At 66.1% G+C, this 18,696-nt stretch carries 17 protein-coding genes; 13 read left to right on the forward strand and 4 right to left on the reverse strand.

The window, feature by feature from the left end; all coding sequences use genetic code 11:
* Window positions 1-29: 29 nt before the first annotated feature.
* Genes pdhA through IHE57_RS01310 form a run of 3 tightly spaced genes read left to right on the forward strand, consistent with a single transcriptional unit; the run spans window position 30 to window position 3,611 of the window.
* Window positions 30-1,184, forward strand: coding sequence for a pyruvate dehydrogenase (acetyl-transferring) E1 component subunit alpha (gene pdhA / locus IHE57_RS01300; RefSeq protein ID WP_209370260.1), 1,155 nt, complete (start codon window positions 30-32; stop codon window positions 1,182-1,184).
* Window positions 1,184-2,161 (forward strand): alpha-ketoacid dehydrogenase subunit beta, encoded by a 978-nt coding sequence (locus IHE57_RS01305; RefSeq protein WP_209324299.1) that lies wholly within the window; start codon window positions 1,184-1,186, stop codon window positions 2,159-2,161. The genes pdhA and IHE57_RS01305 overlap by 1 nt, the downstream gene beginning before the upstream one ends.
* 16 nt (window positions 2,162-2,177) lie before the next feature.
* On the forward strand, window positions 2,178-3,611 hold the full coding sequence (locus IHE57_RS01310; RefSeq protein WP_209370261.1) for a dihydrolipoamide acetyltransferase family protein: 1,434 nt from the start codon (window positions 2,178-2,180) through the stop codon (window positions 3,609-3,611).
* Window positions 3,612-3,809: 198 nt separating this feature from the next.
* Here the strand turns inward: IHE57_RS01310 and IHE57_RS01315 are convergent, their stop codons facing one another.
* Window positions 3,810-4,769 (reverse strand): protein kinase, encoded by a 960-nt coding sequence (locus IHE57_RS01315; RefSeq protein WP_209370262.1) that lies wholly within the window; start codon window positions 4,767-4,769, stop codon window positions 3,810-3,812.
* A 769-nt stretch (window positions 4,770-5,538) separates the two neighbouring features.
* Here IHE57_RS01315 and rpmB point away from each other — a divergent pair.
* From rpmB to IHE57_RS01350, 7 genes are all read left to right on the forward strand, one after another.
* Window positions 5,539-5,775, forward strand: a complete 237-nt coding sequence (gene rpmB / locus IHE57_RS01320) for a 50S ribosomal protein L28 (RefSeq protein ID WP_209324296.1) — start codon at window positions 5,539-5,541, stop codon at window positions 5,773-5,775.
* Window positions 5,775-5,942 carry a 50S ribosomal protein L33 gene (gene rpmG, locus IHE57_RS01325; protein WP_246475766.1) on the forward strand — a complete coding sequence of 56 codons (168 nt, stop codon included), beginning with the start codon at window positions 5,775-5,777 and terminating at the stop codon, window positions 5,940-5,942. Before rpmB ends, rpmG begins: the two co-directional genes overlap by 1 nt.
* A 6-nt stretch (window positions 5,943-5,948) precedes the next feature.
* On the forward strand, window positions 5,949-6,254 hold the full coding sequence (gene rpsN, locus IHE57_RS01330) for a 30S ribosomal protein S14 (RefSeq protein ID WP_209324295.1): 306 nt from the start codon (window positions 5,949-5,951) through the stop codon (window positions 6,252-6,254).
* A gap of 69 nt (window positions 6,255-6,323) precedes the next feature.
* Window positions 6,324-6,611, forward strand: coding sequence for an HU family DNA-binding protein (locus IHE57_RS01335; protein ID WP_209324294.1), 288 nt, complete (start codon window positions 6,324-6,326; stop codon window positions 6,609-6,611).
* A gap of 225 nt (window positions 6,612-6,836) precedes the next feature.
* Window positions 6,837-8,894, forward strand: a complete 2,058-nt coding sequence (locus IHE57_RS01340; protein ID WP_209324293.1) for a bifunctional copper resistance protein CopD/cytochrome c oxidase assembly protein — start codon at window positions 6,837-6,839, stop codon at window positions 8,892-8,894.
* A gap of 376 nt (window positions 8,895-9,270) precedes the next feature.
* Window positions 9,271-10,620 carry an MFS transporter gene (locus IHE57_RS01345; RefSeq protein WP_216629599.1) on the forward strand — a complete coding sequence of 450 codons (1,350 nt, stop codon included), beginning with the start codon at window positions 9,271-9,273 and terminating at the stop codon, window positions 10,618-10,620.
* Window positions 10,621-10,756: 136 nt separating this feature from the next.
* Window positions 10,757-11,503, forward strand: coding sequence for a 3-hydroxybutyrate dehydrogenase (locus IHE57_RS01350; protein ID WP_209324292.1), 747 nt, complete (start codon window positions 10,757-10,759; stop codon window positions 11,501-11,503).
* A 10-nt stretch (window positions 11,504-11,513) separates the two neighbouring features.
* Here the strand turns inward: IHE57_RS01350 and IHE57_RS01355 are convergent, their stop codons facing one another.
* Window positions 11,514-12,389, reverse strand: a complete 876-nt coding sequence (locus IHE57_RS01355) for a LysR family transcriptional regulator (RefSeq protein ID WP_209324291.1) — start codon at window positions 12,387-12,389, stop codon at window positions 11,514-11,516.
* Window positions 12,390-12,529: 140 nt separating this feature from the next.
* Here IHE57_RS01355 and mmsB point away from each other — a divergent pair, with 140 nt between their 5' ends.
* The 3 genes from mmsB to IHE57_RS01370 all read left to right on the forward strand — a co-directional run bounded on the left by mmsB (window position 12,530) and on the right by IHE57_RS01370 (window position 16,377).
* Window positions 12,530-13,435, forward strand: coding sequence for a 3-hydroxyisobutyrate dehydrogenase (gene mmsB, locus IHE57_RS01360; protein WP_209324290.1), 906 nt, complete (start codon window positions 12,530-12,532; stop codon window positions 13,433-13,435).
* Between the two features lie 90 nt (window positions 13,436-13,525).
* Window positions 13,526-14,266 carry a YggS family pyridoxal phosphate-dependent enzyme gene (locus tag IHE57_RS01365; RefSeq protein ID WP_209324289.1) on the forward strand — a complete coding sequence of 247 codons (741 nt, stop codon included), beginning with the start codon at window positions 13,526-13,528 and terminating at the stop codon, window positions 14,264-14,266.
* A gap of 134 nt (window positions 14,267-14,400) precedes the next feature.
* The gene (locus IHE57_RS01370; RefSeq protein WP_209370263.1) at window positions 14,401-16,377 is read left to right on the forward strand and encodes an NHL domain-containing thioredoxin family protein; all 1,977 of its coding nucleotides are present in this window, start codon (window positions 14,401-14,403) and stop codon (window positions 16,375-16,377) included.
* A 229-nt stretch (window positions 16,378-16,606) separates the two neighbouring features.
* Here the strand turns inward: IHE57_RS01370 and IHE57_RS01375 are convergent, their stop codons facing one another.
* Both IHE57_RS01375 and IHE57_RS01380 read right to left on the reverse strand, forming a co-directional pair.
* The gene (locus IHE57_RS01375; protein WP_209370265.1) at window positions 16,607-17,566 is read right to left on the reverse strand and encodes a hypothetical protein; all 960 of its coding nucleotides are present in this window, start codon (window positions 17,564-17,566) and stop codon (window positions 16,607-16,609) included.
* A 53-nt stretch (window positions 17,567-17,619) separates the two neighbouring features.
* A complete protein-coding gene (locus tag IHE57_RS01380) occupies window positions 17,620-18,696 on the reverse strand; it encodes an ABC transporter (RefSeq protein WP_209370267.1) in 1,077 nt (358 codons plus the stop codon).

The following is an 18,696-nucleotide window of genomic DNA, read 5'->3' on the forward strand; positions in this document are numbered from 1 at the left end:
AGATGGACCTCGAACAAAGGAGAACTGAAATGACCTCCAACATTTCAGTGGGAACCGGCGCTGGCCACAGCCAGTCCGCGGAGCCCAGAATGATCCAGATGCTCACCGAAGACGGAAATCGCGTCGAATCCGGTGAGTACGACGCTTTCGCCGCAGAACTCACTGACGAGGATCTGCGCGGCTTCTATCGCGACATGGTCCTGGTGCGCCGCGTCGATGCCGAAGGCGCAGCCCTCCAGCGTCAGGGACAGCTGGGCCTGTGGGCACCGCTGTTCGGTCAGGAAGCGGCCCAGATCGGCATGGGACGGGCAGCCCGACCACAGGACTTCGTCTTCCCCACCTACCGTGAGCACGGACTGGCCTACACCCGCGGTGTCGAGCCCGAAACGCTGCTCGGCATCTTCCGCGGCCAGAACCACGGCGGCTGGGATCCCCAGGAGCACCGGTTCCACACCTACACGATCGTCATCGGCTCCCAGACTCTGCACGCCACCGGCTACGCCATGGGCATCAGCATGGACGGCGACGTCGGCACCGGTGACATCGATCGCGATACCGTGGCCATCGCCTGCTTCGGCGACGGCGCCACCTCGCAGGGCGATGTCTCGGAGGCGCTGACCTTCGCCGGAGCCTTCCACGCCCCGGTCCTCTTCTTCTGCCAGAACAACCAGTGGGCCATCTCCGAACCCACCCACGTCCAGACGGCCGCGCCCCTGTGCAAGCGCGGCGAGGGCTTCGGCGTTCCCGGCATCCGCGTCGACGGCAACGACATCATCGCGATGTACTCCGTCGCCCGTGCCAGCCTCGACTCGGTGCGCGCAGGGCACGGCCCGATGCTCATCGAGGCCTTCACCTACCGCCGCGGCGCCCACACCACCGCCGACGATCCGACGAAGTACCGCGACAAGGCCGAAGAGGAGATCTGGGAGGACCGGGATCCGATCACCCGCCTCAAGGCCTATCTCGACAAGCACACCGACACGAGCGAAGAGTTCTTCGCCGAGGTGGACGCCGAGGCCGACACCCTGGCCGCACGCATCCGCCACAACTGCATGACGATGGAGAACCCCGACGGCGTCGAGATGTTCGCCCACGTCACCTCCGAGCCCCACTCCCTCGTCGACGAGGAACGCGCCGGATTCCTGGCGTATCAGGCCTCGTTCGCCGATGCGGGTGAGGCCTGATGGAGAAGCTTCCCCTCTCGAAGGCGATCACCGCTGGAATGCGCAAGGCCATGGAGGACGACCCGAAGGTCGTCCTCATCGGTGAGGACATCGGCAAACTCGGCGGCGTCTTCCGTGTCACCGAAGGCCTGCAGAAGGACTTCGGTCCGCAGCGCGTCATCGATGCCCCGCTGGCAGAGTCCGGCATCGTCGGCACCTCGATCGGCATGGCCATCCGCGGCTATCGGCCGGTCGTCGAGATCCAGTTCGATGCGTTCATCTTCCCGGCCTACGACCAGATCGTCACGCAGGTCGCGAAGCTGTACAACCGGACGCTGGGCAAGGAACGCATCCCGATGGTCATCCGGGTGCCCTACGGCGGCGGCATCGGCTCGCCCGAGCACCATTCGGAGAGCCCCGAGACCGTCTTCGCCCACCATGCCGGCCTCAAGCTGATCTCACCGTCGAACGCCCATGATGCGTACTGGATGATCCAGGACGCGATCAAGAGCGACGACCCGGTGATGTTCTTCGAACCCAAGCGCCGCTACTGGCTGCGCGGGGACGTCGACACCGCCGACCGCGGCGGGAAGGGCATGCATGACGCCCGCGTCGTGTCCGAGGGCACCGACGTCACTCTCGTCGCCTACGGTCCGCTGGTGCCGACTGCGCAGGACGTCGTCTCAGCAGCCGCAGACGAAGGCAAGAGCATCGAGTTCATCGACCTGCGCAGCCTCAACCCGATCGACTTCACCACGATCGAGAAGTCGGTGGCCAAGACCGGTCGCCTCGTGGTCGCGCATGAGGCCCCGACATTCCTGGGGCTGGGCTCTGAGATCGCCGCGCGGATCACCGAACGCTGCTTCTTCAGCCTCGAGGCGCCGGTCATCCGGGTCGGCGGCTACCACACGCCGTACCCGGGATCGCGAATGGAAGAACACTATCTGCCCGACCTGGACCGCATCTTCGACGGTGTCGACCAGGCGCTGGCCTACTGAGCTGAGGAGAGTAAGCATGTCATTCGAATTTCCTCTGCCTGACGTCGGTGAGGGTCTGACCGAAGCCGATATCGTCGCTTGGAAGGTCGCCCCCGGCGACACCGTCACCGTCAACCAGATCCTCGTCGAGATCGAGACCGCGAAATCACTCGTCGAGCTGCCCAGCCCACAGGCCGGCACCGTCGACGCGCTGCTCGTCGACGAGGGGCAGACCATTGAGGTCGGAACCCCGATCATCCGTTTCGGAGGGGCCGGATCCGGCGCCGAGGCGGGCGGCGGTGCCTCCGCCGCCGGAGAAGCCGGTGCCAGCGATTCCGCCGCGACGGCCGAAACCGCGACGGACGACGACAGCGGGGCGACCCTGGTCGGCTACGGTGCGAAGGCGACCTCGTCGAAGCGCCGCCCGCGCAAGGGCGGCCCCGTCCCTGCACCGGCATCTGCGTCCGCACCGGGCGCTGCCTCAGAACAGCCTGCACCGGCTCCGGCCGCGGAACCTGCACCGGCTCCGCCTGCGGCACCTGCCCAGGGTCAGGCCGCGGGAGCCGCCGCACCTGCTTCCCCTGGAGCCGGGAGGCCTTTGGCGAAGCCGCCGGTGCGCAAGCTCGCGAAGGACCTCGGCGTCGATCTCTCCCAGGTGGTGGCGACCGGCCCTCACGGGGACGTGACGCGTGAAGACGTCCATGCCGCCGCGAACTCGGCCGCCGTCCCGGCCGCGGGTGCGACGGCACAGTCGGCCGCCTCGGCGAGTGCTCCGGGCGAGCTCGAGGAGCGGATCCCGTTCAAGGGCGTGACGAAGATGATGGCCAAGGCGATGGTCGATTCGGCGTTCACGATGCCGCACGTCACCGAATTCCTCGATGTCGATGTCACCGAGACGATGGCGATGGTTCGCCGGTTGAAGACCACGAAGTTCCTCGGCGAGGACGTCAAGGTCTCGCCGCTGCTCATCGTGGCCAAGGCTGTGGCCTGGGCCGCGGGGCGCAACCCGCGGATCAACTCGTGTCTCGAAGGCGACGAGATCATCGTCAAGAAGTACGTCAACCTCGGGATCGCAGCCGCCACACCGCGCGGACTCATCGTGCCGAACATCAAGAACGCGCACAGCATGGGTCTGGGCGAGCTGGCGCAGGGCATCCAGGAGCTGACCGCGCTGGCCCGCTCCGGCAAGACGCCGCCCGCCGATCAGGCCGGGGGCACGATCACCATCACGAATGTCGGCGTGTTCGGCGTCGATGCCGGCACTCCGATCATCAACCCCGGTGAGGCCGCGATCCTCGCCTTCGGCCAGGTGCGGAAGAAGCCGTGGGTCGTCGGTGACGAGATCGTGCCGCGTGATATCACCACGCTCTCGGTCAGCGCCGACCATCGTGTCGTCGACGGCGAGATCATCTCGAAGTTCCTCGCCGACGTCGGTCGCGGTTTGGAGGACCCGACCCTGCTGTTGGCCTGAGGCAGCTGCTCTTGAGTTGAGGCAGCTGTCCTCGAACTGAAGGCCTCCCCCTGGTTTGAGGGCCTTAACTGGGCTTCAAGCCACAAGCTTGTTTGAGACAACGGTTGAGCGCCGAGACCACTGTGCACGCACAGAGTTCTCGGCGCTCAACCGTTGTCTCGATGAATAGATGTGTTCTGTCTGCAGCGCTGGTGCGTCTCACTCGTCGAGGTAGGCGCTGTTGTTCTTCGGGCTGCCGTCCTTGACGAGACGCTTGGCCAGGCAGTGGTTGCGGTCGAGGCCCCAGGAGCGGCATTGGTCGAGAGCCGGTTCCGGGTCGCTGAAGCCGGTGTCGACGATGGTCACCCAGTAGCTTCCGTCCCGGTAGGAGGCCCAGTCGCCGCTGTGGATGAGGATCGATCCCGGATATTTGACCTTATTGGCCTCGAATTCGTCGAGGATGTCCTGTGCGGTCCAGGTCTTGCCGTCGGCTTCGAGGCCGACGTTCTTCGCGCTCACCTGTGTCACCCACTGGCCTTCGAGGTCGGCGGCTCTCTCCGTGCCCGTCTTCGTGTACGAAGCGAGCTGCTCCTTGGGGCTCTGCGACGGTTGGACCAAGTCCTCGGACGGGCTGGGGGAGGGCGACGCCGACTCGTCGTGACCGACATCGACGGGCACGGTGCCCGATGAGGGAGCGAGCCAGCGGATGCCGAAGAACGCCACGAGAGCGAGCACCATGGTCATGGCGATGATGACGGCAGTGATCTTGAGCCACTTGCGCGGTCTGGTTTCACTCTGCGCCGGGACGGTGGGAGGGAACTGCGGCGGAGGAGGAGCCTGCGGGCGCTGACCGATCGCGGCTTCTGGGGTGCGACCACTCCCGACAGCGTGCCTCTGATCGGCGCTTCCGGGCCATTGCGCGTGTGCGGACTGAGCGTGTTCGTAGAAGGGGTAGCGTCCTGCGGGAGCGAATACGTTGCTCGCTCGTGCCTTCGAGATCGACTGTTCCCCGGTGTGCCGTTCGAGATACTCGTAGTAGGTCGAGTTGTCGAATTCGGCAGGCGAATGGCCCGCCTCACTCCCGTACGACGGGTTCTGACCAGCGTGTTCGTTGTGTTCTTTCTGCCAGTCGTCGCTTGTCGCCGGACGAATGCGCGGCCTCTGTGGAACGTCGCTCATCGGTCCTCCTGAGTGCCAGGTGTGGTGGCAATCATCTTCTAACCTTGGCACGAGTCACGCAGGCGTTCAACACGATCGCAGGCAGGACACGTTGCCGACGAAAGCCTACTGCGGATTTCCCCGTGTTGCCTTGGCCCCAGCTGGGAAAGTCCCTGTGAAGGTCCGCGAATGCGTGCGACAGCCGTGTGTACGGCACTCCGGCAGGCCGGCGAACCGAGGCTTCCGTCCCGGGGAATCGACGGCCCGAGGCGAGCCGTGGACCCGAGACGCCGACATGCGATTCGCGGTGACAGCGTCGATCGTCCCCGGGGCGCGCGCCGAACCCCCGGCCGACGGTGCGGATTGAATTTGCTCTGCGCCCCCGACCCTCAGTAGGATTGATTCTTGTTGTGTCGTACCAGAGCGGTCTCCGATCGATCTGCTAAGACCGACATGGTGCTCACCCACCGCTGCACTCCAGCTTCGGCCATCTCTCACAGGCTACGGCTTCAGCGCTGGTGAGACATCTCGCCCGAACGGGCAAACCTGTTTTGGCGTACACAATTTTCACGGCGAACGTCGCGCACCGGGTCGCACCGGATGCGAGTCGGGCGAGGGCGACTCAGGCCGCCTCGGCTGCGACCGTGGTCGGGCACGCTCGACCAGGTGGCATTCGCGAGAATTTGTTGATGTCTTCCGACATCGGCGCAAGCGAGCGGGGAGATCGCAGCAGCGATATCCCGCAAGAGCTTGTTTCGAGAGTCGGTAACTTGTGAACTGGAGGAGAGACATGGCAGCAACCTGCCAGGTAACCGGGGCCGTCCCCGGTTTCGGACACAATGTGTCCCACTCGAAGCGCCGCACGAAGCGTCGCTTCAACCCGAATATTCAGAAGAAGCGGTACTACGTTCCGTCTCTGCGCCGCAGCGTCACCCTGACCGTGTCCGCCAAGGGCATCAAGGTCATCGACGCGCGTGGAATCGACGCCGTGGTCAACGAACTGATTGCCAAGGGAGTGAAGCTCTGATGGCCAAGGCCCAGGATATTCGTCCCATCATCAAGCTCAAGTCGACCGCCGGCACCGGGTACACCTACGTGACCCGCAAGAACCGCCGCAACACCCCGGATCGCATCGTGCTCAAGAAGTACGATCCCGTCATCCGCAAGCACGTCGATTTCCGAGAGGAGCGCTGAGCGCACATGGCTAAGAAGTCCAAGATCGCCCGCGACAAGCAGCGTCGCGTCATCGTCGAGCGCTATGCAGAGCGCCGCGCAGCTCTCAAGCGTCAGCTGACCCACCCCGATTCCACCGATGAGCAGCGCGAGGAGGCACGCCTCGGACTGCAGAAGCTTCCGCGTGATGCCTCGCCCGTTCGCGTTCGCAACCGGGACCAGGTCGATGGTCGTCCGCGTGGTTACCTCCGCAAGTTCGGGCTCTCCCGAGTTCGTTTCCGCGAAATGGCTCACAACGGCGAGTTGCCCGGAATCACTAAGTCGAGCTGGTAATCTCGAGGAAGTTCGTCATCGGAAAAACGGACCGGTGACCGACCGACTTGTCCTAAGGAGGACACTTTTATGGCTAAGAACCGCAGTGAGCTCGTTGCAGAAGTTGCCGAGAACTCCGGCCTGACTCAGAAGCAGGTCTCGGATGTGCTCGATGGTGTCTTCGATGTCTTCTCCGACGTCGTGGCCAAGGGCGAAAAGCTCACCATCCCCGGCTGGCTCTCCGTTGAGCGCACCGAGCGTGCCGCTCGCAAGGGTCGCAACCCTCAGACCGGTGAAGAGATCCAGATCAAGGCCGGTTACTCCGTCAAGCTGTCCGCTGGTTCGAAGCTGAAGGGCGCCGCTGGCAGCCCGAAGTGATCGACGCAGCAGCGTCGAATGGCCCGGACCCGATGGTCCGGGCCATTTGCTGTTCGCGCCGAGGCGACGTCCGCGGCGCTGCCCCGCGCCGAGTTCCCGCCCACCACGCTGCTCCGCGCCGAGGCGGCGCCCCGAGATCTCGGCCCCTCGGCGGTCTCCCGGTTGGCTGAGGCGCGGCGCCCAGCGATATCCTTGAACCATGTCAGAAGGGGCGGTCCGCGCGCAGTGAGTTCTCCAGTCTTCGAATCGATCACCCGGTTCGCCCAGCGGGCCTCTGTCCCCATCGTGGTCTTCCTCGGCTGCGGGGCCGGCTTGGCCGCTCTGTTCTTCACCGGTGCCGCGAATCCCACTCTGCTCAACGACCCGGGCACTGTCGTCCGTTTCGGTCTGCCCGCAGCGAAGTTCGTCTTCAATATCGCGATGTCCCTGACTGTCGGCGCCCTGATGTTCGCAGTCCTCATCCTGCCGCGCACGGCCGGCGGTCGCGACCGGCGGCACAGGGCCAGCACCGCGGACCTCCCTCTCGACCCCCTGTGGACGAAGGCGCTGCGGATCGCCGAGTACTCCTCGGTGGTGTGGACGCTCTCCGCTGTCGCCGTGCTCGTCTTCTCCTTCGTCGACACCGTCGGTGCCCAGGCCTATCTCGACTTCTCGAATCAGCTCGGCGTGTTCGTCACCCAGATCGCCTATGGTCAGCTGTGGGTCCTCATCGTCGTGCTCATCGCCATCGTCTCGACACTGTGCTTCGGCACTCGCTCCCACGTCGGCATCGCCGCCGCCGGGGTCCTCGGCATCGGAGTGATGATTCCTCTGGCGCTGATGGGCCACTCCGCCGAAGCTTCCGGACATACCCAGGCAGTCAACAGCCTCGGCCTCCACATCTTCGGTGCGACGATCTGGCTGGGCGGGCTCTTCGTCATCGCCCTGCTCGGTACCCGACTGGCGGAGTCGAAGAACCTCAAGCCGGTCGTCGAACGCTATTCGACGATCGCGCTCATCGCCTTCGGTCTCGTCGTCTTCTCCGGAGTCGTCAACGCGCTCCTGCGTGTGCATAGCCTGGACGATCTCATGACCGGCTACGGGGAGGTCATCCTTGCGAAGGCGTTCGCCACGGTTCTGCTCGGTCTCATCGGGTTCTGGCACCGGCAGTTCGTCATCGCACGGCTGGGCACGGCCGCCTCGGCGACGGTGGAGTTCTGGCGCCTCATCACGGTCGAGTTCGTCATCTTCGGCGCCACCATGGGTCTGGCTGTGGCCTTGGCGCGCTCGCAGCCCCCGGTTCCGCAGGAGCCCGTCGGCAACCCCACACCGACCGAGATCCTCACCGGCGATCCGTTGCCTCCGAAGCCTGACTTCGCGCGGTTCTTCACCGAATGGGCGATCGATCCGCTGTGGATCGCGATCGCCGCAGGCACGTCGATCGCCTATATCGTCGCCTTCATCAATCTCCGTCGCCGAGGCGACAAATGGCCGGTGCTGCGCCTGATCAGCTGGCTGGTGGGGATGGTCTTCCTCGTCTTCGTGACCTCCGCCGGGCCGCGCGTCTACGGTGAGGTGCAGTTCTCCTCGCACATGATCGAGCACATGCTGCTGGTCATGGTCGTACCGCTGCCGATGGTCCTGGGCGCACCGATCACGATGCTCATGCGGGCGACGAAGGCCCGTCGCGACGGTTCCGCCGGTGTGCGCGAATGGGTGCTCTGGCTCGTCCACACCCCGTATCTGCGCTTCTTCGCGCATCCGATCGTGGCCAGTGTGAACTTCGCGGGCTCTCTCGTCGTCTTCTACTACTCGGGCATCATGTACTACGCCCTCGACACTCACATCGGGCACGAACTGATGATCGCCCACTTCCTCGGCGCAGGCTATCTGTTCGGCCAGGCGCTCATCGGCATCGATCCGGGCGTGGAACGACCGGCCTATCCGCTGCGCCTGGTGATGCTGCTGGTCACGATGGCCTTCCACGCGTTCTTCGGCATCTCGATCATGAGTTCGAACGTACTCATCGCCGGTGATTGGTTCGGCAACATCGGTGCCGGCTGGGGATATACGGCGATCGAGGACCAGCAGCTCGGAGGGGCCATCGCCTGGGGGATCGGAGAGTTCCCGACGCTGTTCGTGGCGATCATGGTCGCCCTGCAATGGGCGAAGTCCTCGGACAGGGAGGCCAAGCGCATCGACCGGCGCGAGGACCGCAGTCATGACGCCGAGCTGCGAGCCTACAACGAGATGCTCGCCACGATGGCCGAACGCGACGCGAAGCTCGATCACCGCCGGCGCTGAGCTGCTGACCCATTCGCGAGTGATACGCGGAACAAACCCGAGCGGCACGGCGGGCCGCATGCAGGTCCGCGCAGCTCGAGGAACGAAGCGGCGACAGTCGCCATTGTCAGGTCCGCCGAACATGCACACCCGATGTGCACGAATACACATGGCGAATTCTCGGATTCTGCCCAGGAGACTACCCAAAAGACTGTAATGTGACGCACACTGTTGCTCGGATGAGAAATATCCGGGCGCCCGATGTGCCAGGGCTCGGCCGATGATCGTCAACCGCATCGCAGCGGTGTGCGATGTTCGGACTGCCCCTCCATCGACGCAAGTGCTGATCGATTCGCGCATTCAACGGTGACGCGGATTGTGGAATTGAAGGAGTCGCATGAGTTCCCAGAACAACGCTGAGAGGAAGTCGATCCGCGCTCAGCTGCGCAAGGTCGTCGTCGCCTCGATGGCCGGAACGGTCGTCGAATGGTACGAATTCTTCCTCTATGGTTCGGCCGCCACGCTGGTCTTCAACCACATCCTGTTTCCGCCTTCCGACAACCCGCTCACCCCGATCCTGGCCGGCTTCGCCACCTACGCGGTCGGCTTCATCGCCCGCCCCATCGGCGGCATCGTCTTCGGGCACTTCGGCGACAAGTACGGGCGCAAGAAGCTGTTGCAGCTCTCGATCGTCCTCGTCGGTGTGGCCACCTTCCTCATGGGCTGCCTGCCGACCTATGACGCGATCGGTGCCTTGGCGCCGATCCTGCTCGTGCTGCTCCGCATCGTCCAGGGCTTCGCCGTCGGCGGTGAGTGGGGCGGCGCTGTCCTCCTCGTCGCCGAGCACGCGCCGAACAAGGAACGCGGCTTCTGGGCTTCCTTCCCCCAGTCGGGTGTGCCTCTGGGCAATCTGCTGGCCACCGCAGTGCTGTTCATCCTCACCGCGACCCTCACCGAAGAGCACTTCCTCTCCTGGGGCTGGCGCGTGTCGTTCTGGCTCTCGGCCGTCATCGTCCTCATCGGCTACTACATCCGCACACGTGTCTCCGACGCCCCGATCTTCGACGAGGTCCAGTCGGAGGAGATCGAGGAAGGGGTCGACTACGGGGTCAAGGCCGTGTTCAAGCGCTACCCGCGTGAGGTCTTCGCAGCGATGGGCCTGCGCTTCGTCGAGAACATCCACTACTACCTCGTGGTGACGTTCTCGATCACCTATCTCGCGACCCAGGTGAAGATCGAGTCGAGCGAGATCCTCGGTCTGCTGCTCGGCGCGCATGCGATCCACGCGGTCCTCGTTCCGCTCGTCGGCGCGGCCACCGACCGGGTGGGACGGCGGATGCCCTACGGCGTGGGCATCGTGCTCACCGCCAGCTGGGGGTTCCTCGCCTTCCCGATGTACGACACCGGCAGCGCCGTCATGATCTTCCTCGCGCTGCTCCTGGGTCTGATCTTCCACGCGCTCATGTACGCCGGGCAGCCGGCGATCATGGCCGAGATGTTCCCGACCCGCATGCGCAACTCCGGCGTCTCGACCGGCTATCAGGTGACCGCGATCGTCGCCGGCTCCTTCGCGCCGATCATCGCCACCGCGCTGCTCGATGCGTTCGGCTCCTCGATCCCGATCGCTCTCTATCTGCTCGTCGCCGCGGCGATCTCGTTCATCGCACTCATGTTCACCCGCGAAACGAAGGGCATCGACCTGCGTTCGCTCGACCACGCAGACAAGGTCCGCCGCGGAGTCGCCTGAATCGGTTCACGCCGGGCCCCAGCCCGCCCGGCGGCGGTGCCGCTGAATGCCGGCACCGCCGCCCCCTCCGAGGGTGCATGATGAGCCCGGGTGCATGATGGACGGGGACCGCAGAGAACAAGGAAAGGACATCGGCATGGGAGATCTTTCGAACAGGCGCGCACTCGTCACAGGCGGTGCCTCCGGACTCGGCAAGGCGATCAGCCGGGCATTCGCGCAGGTCGGCGCCCGCGTCGTCGTCGCCGACGTCGATGCTGAGTCCGCGGAGGCCGTGGCCGCCGAGGTCGGAGGCGAGGCATGGGCAGTCAACCTCGCGGACACCTCGGCGCTGGACGGGATCGACCTCGATATCGACATCCTCGTCAACAACGCCGGCATCCAGCGGATCCACCCGATCACCGAGTTCCCGCTCGAGGAGTGGCGTCTGATCAACACACTCATGCTCGAAGCGCCGTTCGTGCTCACCAAGGCCGCGCTGCCGAAGATGTGCGAACGCGGTTGGGGCCGGATCATCAACGTCTCCTCCGTCCATGGGCTGCGCGCCTCGGCGAACAAATCCGCCTATGTCGCGGCCAAGCACGGGCTGATGGGGCTGACGAAGACCACCGCGCTCGAGGCCGGCCCGCACGGGGTGACCTGCAATGCGATCAACCCCGGCTATGTGCTCACGCCCTTGGTCAAGGGGCAGATCGCGGACCAGGCGAAGACGAACGGCATCAGCGAGGACGAGGTCCTCGAGCAGGTGTTCCTCGGACATTCCGCGGTGCCCAAGCTCGCTGAACCCGAGGACGTCGCGGCCATCGCACTGTTCCTCGCCGGTGAGCATGCCGCGGTCGTCAACGGCAGCGCCCACAGCATCGACGGGGGCTGGTCCGCGGCCTGAGAGGTGCGGCTCAGAGGACCTCGAGCACGCTGCGGACGCCGGAATTGCGCAGCGACTCGTGGCGGACCGAGGCCCAATAGGAGACCCGCTTCGAGAACTGCTCGGGCAGCACCTGCACCAGCCGTGAGCTGTCGCGGGCGACGAAGTCCGGGAGGATCCCGATGCCCACCCCATTGGAGGTGGCGAGCACGTGCGCATGCACCGAGGTGGAGCGGAAGAAGCCGTTCCCGCGTGGGAGGGCGTCGGCCGCCTCGTCGAGGTCGTCGACCTGCAGTGAGTTCTCGATGTAGTAGATCATCCGGTGTTCGGCCAGATCATCGAGCGTGCGCGGCATGCTGTGCGTGGCGATGTAGTCCTGCGAGGCGTAGAGCTGGAGTCGGTAGTCGCGGATGTGCTTGGCGATGGAGCGCGGGGCATCGGGACGACCGACGACGACCTCGATGTCGACTCCGGACCGGTATTGGCGGGCTCTCTGCGTGGCCGTGATGAGTTCGACCTGCAGTCCCGGATGCCGGTGCTGCAGCGCTGTGAGCGCGGGCACCGCGTACTCGAGTGCGAACGCCTGCGGGCAGGCCAGACGGATCGTCCCCGCCAGGGCGGAATTCGTATGCGCGTCGATCCGGCCGAGCGCGGCTTCGATGTCCTCCGCGATCGGCAGGAGCTGGCGTCCGGCCGCGTTGAGCTCCCAGCCGTCGGGGGAGGCCACGAGCACTCGTTCCCCGTAGGCCTTCTCGAGCGCGGTGATGCGCCGGGACACGGTCGTGTGGTTGAGGCCGAGGCTGTGGGCGGCGGCCGTGAACTTCCCCAGACGGGCGACGGCGAGGAGTGTCAGCAGATCCTCGGGGGCGATCTGCGGACCGGATCCGCCAGGTGCATAGGAGGCCATAGTGGCTCCATTCTATCTGCGTGTGCGCACATAACCGGTGCGCAATAGGTGAGGGGCCGGACCGGACTTCCGTGCTATGACTGGCGTAATGTGAGAGAGAACACTGCATACGCGCTGAACATGATGCGAGGAGGCATATTATGTCGACGATTGGATGGGTGGGCCTGGGCAATATGGGCCGCCCGATGACTGCGAACCTGGTCAGGGCCGGGCACACCGTCAACGGTTTTGATCTCGTGCCCGAAGCCGTGGCCGCGGCCGCCGAGAACGGCGTGACGCCCGTGGATTCGATCGCCGAGGCGGTCGCCGGCGCCGATATCGTCTTCACCATGCTGCCCAAGGGCGAGCACGCCCGCACGGCCTACCTCGAATCCGACGGCGTCCTGGCGAATGCGGATACGAAGACCCTGCTCGTCGACTCCTCGACGATCGACTTCGACTCCGCCCGTGAGCTGCACGCCGAGGCGGCCGAGGCAGGCTTCCGCTTCGTCGACGGCCCGGTCTCCGGAGGTGTCACCGGTGCTGAAGCGGGCACCCTGACCTTCATGCTCGGCGGCAGCGAGGCCGACGTCGCCGAGGCGGTCGTCTTCATCAAGCCGATGGCGGGCAACATCTTCCACGCGGGCGGCGACGCTGCCGGTCAGGCCGCGAAGATCGTCAACAACATGATGCTCTCGATCAGCCTCCAGGGCGTCGTCGAGGGCGCCGTTCTCGCCGAACGGTTCGGTCTGAATGCGAAGACCTTCTACGACATCGCGAAGGTGTCCTCGGGCGACTCCTGGCCGCTGCGCACCTGGTACCCGGTGCCCGGGGTGACCGAGACCGCCGCATCGAACAACGAGTTCCAGCCGGGCTTCGCCACTGCCCTCATGCACAAGGACGTCGGGCTCGCGCTCGCCGGCGCGCAGACCCAGGGCGTCGACCTCCCTGCGGCGGCCCTCGTCCATGCTCAGCTGCAGAAGCTCATGGACGAAGACCTCGGCGGACTCGACACCTCCGCGCTGATCAGGAACATCGACCCCGACGCCGCGGGCCTGCCGAAGTAATCCGCGGTGCGGCCGAGCAATCGGCATTTCCCACGCTGTGCGTCGAGGGGCCGAGCTGAAACTCGCTCCGGCTCGTGGAAGACTGGAGGCATGAGTACGCCTGATTCGATCCCCGCGCTGTCGACAGAGGACATCGCCGCCATCACCGGAAACCTCGACGAGGTGGCCGAACGCGCCCGGGCCGCTGCCCGGGCCGGCGGCCGCAGCGGCGAGGAGGTGCGAGTGCTCCTGGCGACGAAGACGCAGCCGGCTGAGAAGATCCGGGTGGCCCTCGAGCACGGATTCACGCTCATCGGTGAGAACAAGGTCCAGGAGATCGTCGGCAAGGCCGACGCTCTGGCCGACCTCCACCCCGAGACCCACCTCATCGGACCCCTGCAGAGGAACAAGGTCAACCACACCCTGCGCCATGCGACCTGCATCCAGTCGGTCGACAACCTCGCGCTCGCGGAGAAGATCCACAACCGCCTCGAGGTGCTCGAGACCACCGTCGACTGCTTCGTCCAGGTCAACACCTCACGTGAGGACTCGAAGTTCGGAGTCGCTCCGGAAGACGCCGAGGCACTCGTCGCCGAGGTCCGGAAGCTCGAGCGGATCCGTCTGCGCGGTCTGATGACGATCGGCCTGCCCGGCAGCAGCGCCGAAGAGATCCGCCCGAGCTATGCCGATCTGCGCGAACTCAGCGAGAGGCTCATCACCGCCGGAGTCCTGCCCGCCGAGGCGACCGAACTGTCCATGGGCATGAGCAATGATTTCGAGCTCGCGATCGCCGAAGGCGCGTCCATGGTGCGCGTCGGTTCGAGCGTCTTCGGCGCTCGCGACTACTCATGAGCGGTCGAATCGGGTCCCGCTGCGTCCCCGGGGATCCCGTTGGGATCCGGCGGCGACAGCACCCATCCGTTCGATCGGGTCACATGATGACACCTGGGCGGCCGCCTCGGTGCCGGATCTGAGACCATGGAGTCATGACCAGCAGCTCGGAAGAATCCGCCGCCCCCACCGCCTCGGCGCCGTCCGCCTCCTCGCACGATGTCAAGGTCCGCGCCCCCGAACTCGTCGGACGCCGTTGGATGAACTCCGGCGGCAAGGACCTCACCCTGGCCGAGCTGCGCGGCAAAGTGGTCCTGCTCGACTTCTGGACCTTCTGCTGCATCAATTGCCTGCACGTCCTCGACGAGCTGCGCCCGCTCGAGGAGAAGTACGCCAAGGAACTGGTCATCATCGGCGTCCATTCGCCGAAGTTCGAGTTCGAACGCACCGTCGAGGCCGTCGACCAGGCCGTGGAGCGCTACCAGGTCGAGCACCTCGTCCTCGATGACCCCGATCTCGTCACCTGGCAGGCCTACACCGCCCGCGCCTGGCCGACCTTGGCCGTGATCGACCCCGAGGGCTACCTCGTGGCGACGATGTCGGGCGAAGGCCACGCCGCCGGCCTCACTGAGATCATTGAGGGGCTCATCGCCGAGCACTCGGCCAAGGGCACCCTCCACTCCGGTGACGGCCCCTACGTCCCACCGCCGGCACCGGAGACGGACCTGTTCTACCCGGGCAAGGCCACGAGGCTGCCCTCGGGGCACCTGCTCGTCGCCGATTCCGGTCACCACAGCCTCGTCGAGTACGACGCCGACGGGACCACGATCATCCGCCGCATCGGCACAGGCGTCCGCGGCTTCAGCGACGGAGACTTCGCCGCGGCATCCTTCAGCGAACCCGGCGGCATCACCGTGCTGCCCGAGGACCTCGCCCGCCAGGTCGGCTACCAGCTCGTCGTCGCTGACACCGTCAACCACGCACTGCGTGGGATCGACCTCGAATCCGAGACCGTGACGATGATTGCCGGCACCGGTGAGCAGCATATGGTCGGCGCGATCGACAACGTCCGCGGCAAGCACGGTGAACTGGGGCGATACGACGGTCCCGGGCTCGACGTGAAGCTCTCATCGCCCTGGGACGTCCTCTTCGTCCCCGCCACCGCCGAGGTGGTCGTGGCGATGGCCGGCAACCACACCATCTGGTCGTTCCGCCCCCAGGAGGGCACGATCCGCCTGCTCTCGGGCACGATGAACGAGGGACTGACGGACGGTGGCGGTGAGTACGCATGGTACGCGCAGTCATCGGGCCTCGACCTCACCCCCGACGGTCAGGTGCTCGTCGCCGACTCCGAGACCTCGGCGATCCGACGCCTCGATCCCTCCACCGGCGAGGTCACGACGCTCGTCGGCGTCGGGCTCTTCGACTTCGGGTTCCGCGACGGCCCGGCCGCCGAGGCCCGACTGCAGCATCCGCTGGGCGTGCGCAGCCTGCCCGACGGGTCGCTCGCGATCGCCGACACCTACAACGGCGCGATCCGCCGCTTCGACCCGACCACCGCCGAGGTGACGACTCTGGCCCGAGGCCTGCGCGAGCCCTCGGACATCCTCGTCATCGACGTCGGCTCGGCAGCCGCGGGCGAGGACTCAGACGAGGGCTCAGGCGAGGCCGAACTCCTCGTCGTCGAATCCGCCGCCCATGCGCTGACGCGGGTGAAGCTGCCCAAGGACGTCCAGAAGGTCGACGAAGGCGCCCTGACGACGAAGCGACCCTCGACCGAGATCGCTTCCGGGCCGGTGTCGATCAGCGTGAGCTTCACGGTGCCGGCCGGCCAGAAGCTCGACGACCGATGGGGCGATCCCACCTTCCTGCAGGTAACTGCGACCCCACCGGAACTCATCGTCTCCGGCGACGGCGGCTCCGAAGGGCTCGACCGCAACATCGTCATCAACCCCGATCTCGACGGCGGAGTCCTCCACGTGACCGCGCGGGCGGCCGCCTGTGACGGCGAGCCCGGCGGAGAGATCCCGCTCCACGCCGCCTGCCATCTCTACCAGCAGGACTGGGGCATCCCCGTCGACCTCGTGGATTCGGCATCCAAGGAGCTTCGCCTCGACCTCCGCGGCACCTGAGCCGGCGGCACGGCCCAGCCGGCGGCACGGCCCAGCTCGCGGAACCTGAGCCGGCGGCACGGCCCAGCCGGCGGCACGGCCCAGCTCGCGGAACCTGAGCCGGCGGCACGGCGACCGCGCGGCACGGCAGCCGCGTTTGTGGTCACAGAACCGAGGCGAAATCGCCGAATCGGGCTTTGCGCCTCGGTTCAGTGACCACAAACAGGCCTGTTATCCGACCGCGGGGGCCTCACATGATCGAGACGTCGCCCATCCGCCGCGGTTCGAAGCTGACCTGGGAGGACCTGACGACCACGGAACCGCCGAGGACGAAGGAGAGCTTCTCGTCGAGGTCGTGCTCGGCCGCGGTGACGATGTCCCGGTAGCGTCCCTTGACCCGCACTTCCACGGTCGAGGGAGTGAGCTCGAGGTCGTTGCCCGAGGCGGTGAGGCTGATCTGCGGTCTGCGTTCGAGCGACCAGGAGATATCGCCGATGATCTCGTTGTCCGTGTCGTAGCCGAAGACGCAGCCGGCGGGCATGAGGGTCTTCGATTTGACGCAGTCCTCGAGGTGGTCGGTGACCTGCTCGGTCACGGTCTCCTCGAGTTCGGCCGTCGGCTCGGGGGACAGCGTGATGGTGGGGGAGTCGCCGGGGGCGGTCACCTCGGCGCGTTCGGATTTCGACTTGAGATAGGTCGCGTCGAAGCCGACGAGGTAGCTGGCCGGAAACAGCACGGGTACGGAGCCGGCGCTGACGCCGTAGCCGTTGACCGTCGCCGTCGACGAACCCGAGACGTCCAGGGTCAGAGTCGGCCATTCCTTCTGTTCGATGGCCCACCGGTCGAAGAGCCCGGCGCTCGCCGGCAGCCTGACCATGGTCAGATCGATGGTCTGCTCCTGCGAGGACAGGGTGTAGCTGAGACGGACCTTCGCATGATCGCCGTCGACGGAGACAGTCTCGGCTTCGGCGTCTCGCGGCAGGTCGGGCGCGGCCGAGAGCACCTCACTGCTCAGCGCAAGCGTCGAGGACGGGGTCGGCGAGGACAGATACGAGAAGGCGCGGTGGGCGTTGCCGTCCTCGAGCGCGCCGATATACGCTTCGGCGGCCCTGGCGGGGGTGTAGACGGTGAGGTTGAGGAGGGGAACCGCTGCGACAGTGAGGACGATGATCGTCAACGCCGAGATCAGAAGCTTGCGCGAGGGTCGCATGGCTCTCCTGATTCGGTTGGGGACGGAGCAGGAACAAGTCTATCCGCCGGCTGTCACTCAACCGTGTAGGCGTGCAGCGCTGATGTGTCGACCTCGACGAAGACATGCGTGCCGACCCTGACGTTGCGCAGCAGTTCGGCGATCGTCGAGCCGAGTCCGGGATGGATCACCCCGAAGTCCGCTGCGGAGCGTCCGTCCGACACCCCGGCGAGATCGGCCAGGTCGACATCGAGGGCGAGCCCCATCTCGGTGTCGACCGGCGACAGCTTCGCCTGCAGGCAGGAGCCGCGATCGCGCAGGCCGGTGACGATGGCCTCGAACACCGTCGCCGAGGTGAATGCCGGGTCGTGCTCGTCCAAGGACAGCAGTGCAGCCCGCCAGCCGAGGGTGACGTAGACCTTCCCGTCGAGCTCGGTGCGGGCACGGACTGCCGAATGTCCGATGGACAGCCAGCCCTTGCGGGCCAGACCGGAGTAGACGTTCACGCCGCTGAGCTCGGCCGGCAGCGAGCCCTTGGGCTCGCTGACGATCTGCTCCAAAGAGCCGAACGCGACGAGCTGGTCCTTCTCGATATCGGCCACACCCGCCTCGGCGATGGTGTGGTCGGGCAGAGAATTCGAGCTGAACACGACTCCGCGGCCGTCGTGAGCGACGAGTTCGGCGAAGCGATTGCGCAGCCCCGTGCGCAGGTGACCCGGCACCGAGGCGAAGGGATCGATGAGCGTCAGCCACTTCGCGCCGGTCGCCCAGGCCGCAGCCAGAGCGAGGCGGGCGCGTTCGATGGCGTCGAGTTCGTCGATCCGACGACGCAGGACCTCCGGCCGCAGCCCGAATGCCCTCAGAGCAGCGGATTCGCTCGCAGCGACCGCCGATGCCGCCTCCCCAGATCCGGCATCGGCTTCGCGGAGATAGCTCCTCATCCACCTGCGCACACGCGAACGACCCGACCGGCGGCCGGTCGGGAAGCGTGGCGGGGGTGCGACGTGGGGCAGGGCGGCCACGGACAGCACCACCGAGGTGGTGCTGTCCGGGCTGCCCATGAGTCCGAGCATTGTCCCTGCTCGCAGACGGCCTAAGTCGATCTCGCGTCTGTCGAGCTGCAGCCCCGCGAGGGACAATTCATCGTTCAA

Source organism: Brevibacterium renqingii (assembly GCF_017808105.1).
In the GTDB taxonomy this organism is placed as follows: domain Bacteria; phylum Actinomycetota; class Actinomycetes; order Actinomycetales; family Brevibacteriaceae; genus Brevibacterium; species Brevibacterium renqingii.

Excerpts from the sequence above, each read along its gene's own strand:
- rpsN (WP_209324295.1), top strand. The coding sequence starts at position 5,949 with ATGGCTAAGAAGTCCAAGATCGCCCGCGACAAGCAGCGTCGCGTCATC.
- mmsB (WP_209324290.1), top strand. The coding sequence starts at position 12,530 with ATGTCGACGATTGGATGGGTGGGCCTGGGCAATATGGGCCGCCCGATG.
- IHE57_RS01370 (WP_209370263.1), top strand. The coding sequence starts at position 14,401 with ATGACCAGCAGCTCGGAAGAATCCGCCGCCCCCACCGCCTCGGCGCCG.
- IHE57_RS01355 (WP_209324291.1), bottom strand. The coding sequence starts at position 12,389 with ATGGCCTCCTATGCACCTGGCGGATCCGGTCCGCAGATCGCCCCCGAG.
- IHE57_RS01315 (WP_209370262.1), bottom strand. The coding sequence starts at position 4,769 with ATGAGCGACGTTCCACAGAGGCCGCGCATTCGTCCGGCGACAAGCGAC.
- IHE57_RS01310 (WP_209370261.1), top strand. The coding sequence starts at position 2,178 with ATGTCATTCGAATTTCCTCTGCCTGACGTCGGTGAGGGTCTGACCGAA.
- rpmB (WP_209324296.1), top strand. The coding sequence starts at position 5,539 with ATGGCAGCAACCTGCCAGGTAACCGGGGCCGTCCCCGGTTTCGGACAC.
- rpmG (WP_246475766.1), top strand. The coding sequence starts at position 5,775 with ATGGCCAAGGCCCAGGATATTCGTCCCATCATCAAGCTCAAGTCGACC.
- IHE57_RS01375 (WP_209370265.1), bottom strand. The coding sequence starts at position 17,566 with ATGCGACCCTCGCGCAAGCTTCTGATCTCGGCGTTGACGATCATCGTC.
- IHE57_RS01345 (WP_216629599.1), top strand. The coding sequence starts at position 9,271 with ATGAGTTCCCAGAACAACGCTGAGAGGAAGTCGATCCGCGCTCAGCTG.
- pdhA (WP_209370260.1), top strand. The coding sequence starts at position 30 with ATGACCTCCAACATTTCAGTGGGAACCGGCGCTGGCCACAGCCAGTCC.
- IHE57_RS01350 (WP_209324292.1), top strand. The coding sequence starts at position 10,757 with ATGGGAGATCTTTCGAACAGGCGCGCACTCGTCACAGGCGGTGCCTCC.
- IHE57_RS01365 (WP_209324289.1), top strand. The coding sequence starts at position 13,526 with ATGAGTACGCCTGATTCGATCCCCGCGCTGTCGACAGAGGACATCGCC.
- IHE57_RS01305 (WP_209324299.1), top strand. The coding sequence starts at position 1,184 with ATGGAGAAGCTTCCCCTCTCGAAGGCGATCACCGCTGGAATGCGCAAG.
- IHE57_RS01335 (WP_209324294.1), top strand. The coding sequence starts at position 6,324 with ATGGCTAAGAACCGCAGTGAGCTCGTTGCAGAAGTTGCCGAGAACTCC.